8 protein-coding genes are annotated in these 7,142 nt (G+C 29.3%); all 8 read right to left on the reverse strand.

Features of this window, described 5'->3' with window-relative positions:
- Positions 1-17: 17 nt before the first annotated feature.
- Positions 18-992: a hypothetical protein gene (locus H8S52_RS14325; protein ID WP_186910085.1), complete on the reverse strand. Its 975-nt coding sequence runs from the start codon at positions 990-992 to the stop codon at positions 18-20.
- A 394-nt stretch (positions 993-1,386) separates the two neighbouring features.
- Positions 1,387-1,992 (reverse strand): acyltransferase family protein, encoded by a 606-nt coding sequence (locus H8S52_RS14330; RefSeq protein ID WP_186910086.1) that lies wholly within the window; start codon positions 1,990-1,992, stop codon positions 1,387-1,389.
- A 1-nt stretch (position 1,993) separates the two neighbouring features.
- Positions 1,994-3,031 (reverse strand): glycosyltransferase, encoded by a 1,038-nt coding sequence (locus tag H8S52_RS14335; protein ID WP_186910087.1) that lies wholly within the window; start codon positions 3,029-3,031, stop codon positions 1,994-1,996.
- Positions 3,012-4,295, reverse strand: coding sequence for a hypothetical protein (locus tag H8S52_RS14340; protein WP_186910088.1), 1,284 nt, complete (start codon positions 4,293-4,295; stop codon positions 3,012-3,014). Before H8S52_RS14340 ends, H8S52_RS14335 begins: the two co-directional genes overlap by 20 nt.
- Entirely contained in the window at positions 4,288-5,007 is a 720-nt protein-coding gene (locus H8S52_RS14345) for a glycosyltransferase family 32 protein (RefSeq protein WP_186910089.1), read from the reverse strand. The genes H8S52_RS14340 and H8S52_RS14345 overlap by 8 nt, the downstream gene beginning before the upstream one ends.
- 58 nt (positions 5,008-5,065) lie before the next feature.
- Positions 5,066-5,992: a DUF6625 family protein gene (locus H8S52_RS14350; protein WP_186910090.1), complete on the reverse strand. Its 927-nt coding sequence runs from the start codon at positions 5,990-5,992 to the stop codon at positions 5,066-5,068.
- 12 nt (positions 5,993-6,004) lie between these two features.
- Positions 6,005-6,484 carry a DUF418 domain-containing protein gene (locus H8S52_RS20175; protein ID WP_186910091.1) on the reverse strand — a complete coding sequence of 160 codons (480 nt, stop codon included), beginning with the start codon at positions 6,482-6,484 and terminating at the stop codon, positions 6,005-6,007.
- Positions 6,445-7,023 carry an acyltransferase family protein gene (locus H8S52_RS20180; protein WP_222620326.1) on the reverse strand — a complete coding sequence of 193 codons (579 nt, stop codon included), beginning with the start codon at positions 7,021-7,023 and terminating at the stop codon, positions 6,445-6,447. Before H8S52_RS20180 ends, H8S52_RS20175 begins: the two co-directional genes overlap by 40 nt.
- Between the last annotated feature and the right edge of the window lie 119 nt (positions 7,024-7,142).

Genomic DNA, 7,142 nt, shown 5'->3' on the forward strand with positions numbered 1-7,142 from the left:
TTGTCCTATGTTGTTTATTAGTGAAACATTACAACACTCATTTTTTCATAGCATTTTTTCATACTAAAATTTAAAGTCGACTCGTGGTAATGGGATGATTGGATTGCATTTATAGCTTTTATCCAGTCATCTATTGTATTTACAACATGAAATTTTTGCACTCTTTCTTTCGAATGATAAGGATTATAAGTTATTATTAATGGTTTATGTAATCCTTCTGCATCTGTTATGGTTGAAAGTCCCACACAATAATTAAGTTTGTCTTTGCGTAATGGGCAGACTAGTGCTTTGGCATTAGCCATAGCCGATAATATTTGTGGATAAATATCACTACTGTTTTCCGTTACTATTACCTCAATATTAGGAATTTGTTCACATAGTTCGGGTAATTGTTCAAAGTTGTTTCCAGCATGACTTTTACATGTAATAATTTTTAATGGTGCGCCTGTCTTTTTGAAAGCTTCTATTAATGTTTCGAAATCTCGTTGCTCTTTTCCTGTTGATATAAATGTGTTTCCCTCATGTGGTTTTATTCGAGAGAAAAAAGATTCATCAGCTCCCCAACCTGGTACTGAGCATTTTTCTCTTTGTATATATTGCCCTTCAATGCTTTCTTGCATTGTTAGTTCTGATAAAAAAAACAAGTGTTTAACTCCTTTTAGTAGCAATTGATAAACTCTTTGTTTTGCCCTATTGCTTGTATTTGGTGCATGATGTAAATAAGCAAAAATTGGTATTTGTATTCTGTTGAAAGCAGCAAGTAATAGTAATAGTTTATGGGCTTGTAAATTGAGATTTGGAATAAAGATAATATCGGGATTATATTGTTTGATTAATTTTAAATCATTAAATATGTTGTATCGTTCTTGTGTCCATATTACTTCATGTCCTTCTTCTTCCATTTCACATGCTCCATATAACCAATGAGAGGGATTTTTACCTTCTTTCCATAAATCGTGATTATGCGGTGTACCGATATATAATATTTTCATACTTTTTTATAAATTGTATTGAAATAATTTAGTAATAATTTCCATATCCATTTACGGGGTTGGTCTATTAATATAGCAAAGGTGAAAAGGAGTATTATAAAGAATGCTATATGAATAGTAAAATTAATTAGCGATAACTCTTTAAACCATGTACCTATCTGTTGATAATACCAGTTGGCGATATTTCCTGCATCATGTATAAGATAGATAGGTAGTGTAGAACTGGCTATAAAATTGATGATAGGACAATAACTGATATGGAGATTGGCAAAGAATATAAATATATAAATAGAGCCAATTAAAACAAGAGGTGAAGAATAAGATGTGGCTAATTTTATTCCCCATTGTGTATCTTGTAAAAAATAAAATAGTATCAATGTGATACATAAAGTTATTAAATACCCCCCCCTGGTTTATATAGATTGATTATATGTTTTTTTTGTAATGAATTCCCAATATAATAAAGCAAAATGAAATGCAAGAGACTGTATCCGGAAGCGTTAAAGTGTCTATTGAGAAAAAAACCATAACCTATATCGAATAGTAATAATATTCCTAAACCAGCCCAATAGTCGTGTCGATTAAGAGTAGATAATAATTTATTCAATAGAGGAGAAATAAGCATGAGTAATACATAAATATCAATAAACCATCCTCCGCCTGATACAAAGCCACAGAATGGCTTGAGTATCCATTCATATATTGGATGTTCTATGTTTAGAAAAAATGTATCACAACATAAATGAAATAGTTTATAGAAAGCTATAATCCACATTAACGATAAAAAAGATTTCCATGATAACCGGATTCCAAAATAGCCGGAAATGATAACAAATATGTTTACTCCAAATATCACAGGTATATATAATATTGAAAGTATTGTTTGAGGTACTATTTCTGTTGGGGCAATTCCATGTATAAAGATATGATATATTACAATCATTCCCATGGCAATGATTCGTAATAGTTCTATATTGGATTTACGTTGTTGCAAAGTCATTTTAAATATTTTTTATCTTAAATATCAAGTTCATAAAAAAAACAGCTTTATATTTTATTAAATATAATATGAAACAATGACTTTTGGGCATTTGATAAATTGGATAATTATTCCATATATCTTTCCAAATATTATTTTTGCATATTAGCATGATTATCTTTTTTTTCTTTGCATAGGTTAAACTACTACAGCATATTTGTTTAATATAGAAACGTACATAACCTATAAACATACGGTCAACACGTATATTAACCTCATCAATTAAACCATATTTTTTAGTACGTTGTATTATTTCTTCACGTATTTTTAGAAAGAAAGGAAACCGATCTGTTCGTATTTTTTTGGACAAAGAATTTGTATTGTTATAATAGTAATAAAAGGTTCGTGGTAATAAACAAATACATTTAACATTACATAATATATCAATATGCCAGATAAGGTCTTCACTAATGAATATACGTTCGGATTCGAATCGTAAATTATGCTTAACAATTATTTCACGTTTGTATAAAGCTATTTTGGCAGACATTGGGATTTCACGATCTTTGTTGGCAGAAGGTTCTGACGCAATCATGTTTAGTAGATATTGTCTGATTTGTTTAGTATCATGAATACTTTTTTTCTCTGCGGGTTGTGACATCGGGGTTATCACCCCTTCTTGATCAACTGTTTGAATACCTGTAAATACTATATCAGCTTGTTCTTCTATTGCTGTCTTGTACATAGTTTCATACATAATTCCGTCTACATAATCATCAGAATCACAAAAAGCAATATAATCGCCGGTCGCTACTTCTATACCGCTGTTACAAGCCATTCCTAAACCTGCATTTGTTTTATGTATAACTTTAATGCGATTATCACGTTGTGCATATTCATCACATATTTGCGGACAATTATCTGGTGATTCGTCATCTATTAAAATAATTTCTATTTCTCTTAAAGTTTGATTTAAGAGAGAATCTATACATCGATTAAGAAATTTTTCAACGTTATATATGGGAACTATAATGGATACTTTAGATGTCATTTCTTGCATATTTGTTAATAAAAAGCTTTTGTTTGCGTTTTTTTATACCAGTGAAACATAGACCGAAAAGAATAAATGTGAAATAATAATTCGAATATGGTATAGCGTTATACCACATGAAAATATAGGATACACAAGTCATAAATAATCCGATTGATGACCAATATTTAATGACAATATCCTTGGCATTTCGATAGTGTCTATAAAAGCGATAAGCCATACAAGCATAGAATGATATGAATAGTATGAAACCAAGCCATCCTAGCTCTAATAATACATACGAAAATGTGAAAAAAAAATAATAAGTTGGATGATATACATCCGCCAAAGGTGTTTTAAATAGTTGTGATTGTGTTAATGAACCTATACCATTCCCTATTAAGAAAGCTTTGGGATCTTGGAAAAGAATAGTTGAACTTCTTTCTATACAAGTATTTCGATTAAAACTCAATAATTGGGTCTTTCCAGATTGAAGTGCATAATCATTTTCAAGGTATTTATTTACTTCTTCACTGTCAAATGTAGACTCTATATAATTTTCATCATAGTAAAATGAAAGCATAAATTTAACAGTTGGTATTAGAAAAAAATAAGCTGCCATTAATACTATAACTTGTTTTATATTGAATTTTTTGAATAGTACATAACCGCTATATAGGGTGAAAGGTAATAACATGTAGAGTAATTTGATTTCTGCCAAAACACCTGATATAAAACAGAAACCAAATATTATTATAAATTTTTGTATAGATAACCTATGTTGAAAGTATTCTATTTCAGAAATAAAAGTAATAGCTATAAGATAGATCGCAAATTCTCCATTACCACTAAATGTTCCTCCCATAGCATCTCCGGTTTGTCCTAAGCTTAATTCTATAACTACAAAAATCATATTCCATAAAATGGATTGATAAAGAATTTTTCTTCCCCACACTATATCTTTGGGTCCAAAATAAAGCATAATCATATAGGCCATTAAACCATAACGAAAAAATTGCCTAGCTCCCCATAATGTAGCAGCTATTGGTGTGGAACTTACGAAGGAAGAGATTATACCTAATATTAATATAAAATAGAAAATTGATACTACTGTTTTGCCTACATAAGATTGTAGGTTAAATTGGCCTTTGTGCGGTTTATCTAGAAATAGAAGGGTGAATAATAAAATGTCTGGTATTAGAGTTATTAATTGATTGTTCCATATAAATCGATTAATTAAAGCACCATAAATAACCCACACAATTGATAAGTGTAGAATATTTTTTTTATCCATGTTTTAATATGCGTTTTAGCTTAGTTACCCAATACCCTTTCTTCATTTTTAATTTATCAGACCAACTCATCCAAGTAGCTGTATAGTGATGAATAGTTCTTGTATTATTACTTATTTCGCATTTATTGGAAAGGTATTCTATCGGACAAAAATATTCCCAAGGATAAATGGTCATATCGTTGAGTTGTAACGGCGATTCTGAAATTTTTAATCCATGCTTTTTTAGTACATTGGTGGTTATAGGGACAATAGGAATTTGTTGTAAAGTTCCATCTGGTAAAATATAATGATTGTGTTCATAATAGTCCATGATTTGGCGTATAATAGGATTCCCAGCTTCACATGCAAAGCCCAATCCAGGATTTACATTGATAGCTGCGTGTGGCGAATTGATATTCTTCTCAAAAGCCATCCATGCTCCTTTTTCTAATATATCATAAATGGGACGAATCATTTCCACATCTGTATCAAAATATACTCCTCCATTTTCATAGAGAATCTTTAAACGGGCATAGTCACTGACATAAGCATATTTTTTCTTTTCATAAGCTTCGGCTGTAAAATTAGTGCAATAAGGATTAAAATTATTTTCATCCCATTTAATGATTTTAAAATCTGGCATGTATTTTTGCCAACTATCTACATAATTTTGGTATTCGGCAGGTATTTGATTTCTACCGAACCAACAATAGTGAATAATTTTAGGTATCATGATGTTTCTTATTCTATATATTTTTATTTATTGGTAAAATAGATAGTGTGATATAACATTAATTTTCACCTTTCACTTCTTTGTGGTTAAATATAATTTTTTTATAACTATAATTGGGGAGATTATTTTGTACACCCATATTAATTTTCCAATATCCTTCTTTCCAATAGTATTGAGTATCTAACCAATCTGTTTTCTTAAAGAAAAGAAAATGAAGATAAGGAAGCTCTCTGCTTCGATAATCAAAAATTTTGTGATATTTTAGGTCATAAACCCATTCTTTTGCAGTACCATTTTCTGGATCTGCATGTGGACTTGTCCAGTATTCTCTGAATAGGCATTTTCTTGTAAAAATAGGATTTAGTAAATCAAGTGCAGTGAAATAATGTATACCAAATGGTCTTAAGAGTAATTGATAAATACGATGAATGTATTTAATATATGGATTTACTAATCCAGACCATGCATTTTCATCTAATGAATAATGCTGCTTATCTGTTAGTAGTTTTTGCCAATTTTTTATTTTGAAGCATAATGTACGCCAATATTCATTATTTTTACAAATAGTAAAATGGCCGGCTATATGATAATTGTGGGTTGTTACTAATTCGTATCTTTCTAATATCTTGTCATTTACTATCATGGACAGGTCTCCATATACAAGATCTAAATCTCCAAATCCCCAAAAATCGTATTTCCTTAATTCTTCTTGATGTATATATCCTATAAAAGGTTTTAGGTCTGTAAGTTTATAGCTACTTTCAATAGAGTAGTTTACACCGAGGTTACATTCGACTAGTTTGCAATAGTTCTTAAAACTTATTGTAATAAACTTTATATTTGGATAACTGTATTGGGGGATTTTACAATCTGTATAGATGATAAAATCTATGTTAGGATTTTGTCCACATGAATAAAAATATAATTCGATCCACTCTGGCCATTTGCCAAAATAAGGTATAATCTGTGCAACTTTATATTTCATAATTATTATGTATTATTTACCAAAAAGTAATACTCCAAGTAGTTTTATCTTTGTGGTACATTTTATTATATACCATGATATAAATGTCATAAATATGGCTATGAATATAGATGTTATATATCCTATATGGTTATTAGGTAATTGTACAAATCTATTTAAGGCAGCTTCTACAAGTAAAGATTGTAACATATAAATAGATAGTGTATTTTGTCCTATGTTTTGAAATAATTTTAAACAATTAGTGGCCGTATTACATTTAGCTATATATCCTAAAGACATGAGAAATATGGAAATACTGACTCCGCCTATAAATCTAATGATGAAAATATGCCAATTATTAGAATAAAATAGAACATTGAACAATGATTCAAAATAATTGTTATTTGTAGTATAGTAAGGAATAAATATAATAAATAGAAATACGCATATGATACTGATAGCTTTGTGTAAATTTATGTAATTTTTAGGCTTTTTAAGGGGGGGGAGATACACGCACTGAAGGCAAAAATAGAATAGGTATATAAAGATAGTGACATAAGTTCAGATATAATTTTGTTACCTATAAAAATGAGATTAAAGCATATGAGTATAATGCAACCTATATACAAACGCATCCAATTAGACATTTTTTGTAAAAACTGCCATAATAAGTAGGTAATGAGATAAGCTTTTATGAACCAAAGAAAATTAGTTAGCCAACCATTAACAAAGGTATAAAAGATGTCGTGTATTGGTAAGTCTATTATTTTATTTATACCTAAATAGAATAATGATAAAATGATAGTCCAAGTAGTGTATGGGATGATGAATTTTCGTGTAATAGACAGTATAAAAGACATATTAATTGTTTTATCTTTTACAAAGTAACCACTAATCATTAGAAATAAAGGAATGTGAATAGTATATATAATCCCTATTAATGGATGGTAGTAGCCACCTTTTATGCAATTATTTATAATATGTCCTAATATTACAAGATAAATAGCAAATGCTTTTAATAAATCCATCCAAGAAGAACGAACAACAGACATTAGACATTATATAGATTAATTTGTTATATGACTCATTTTGTGACTGATTCTAAAGTTGTGTAATCCACAAGCAATAAGAATCACCATATCTTCGAAACCGAATTTATGGCATCTGAATC

The organism is Bacteroides sp. NSJ-48, from assembly GCF_014287405.1.
Taxonomy (GTDB): domain Bacteria; phylum Bacteroidota; class Bacteroidia; order Bacteroidales; family Bacteroidaceae; genus Bacteroides; species Bacteroides stercoris.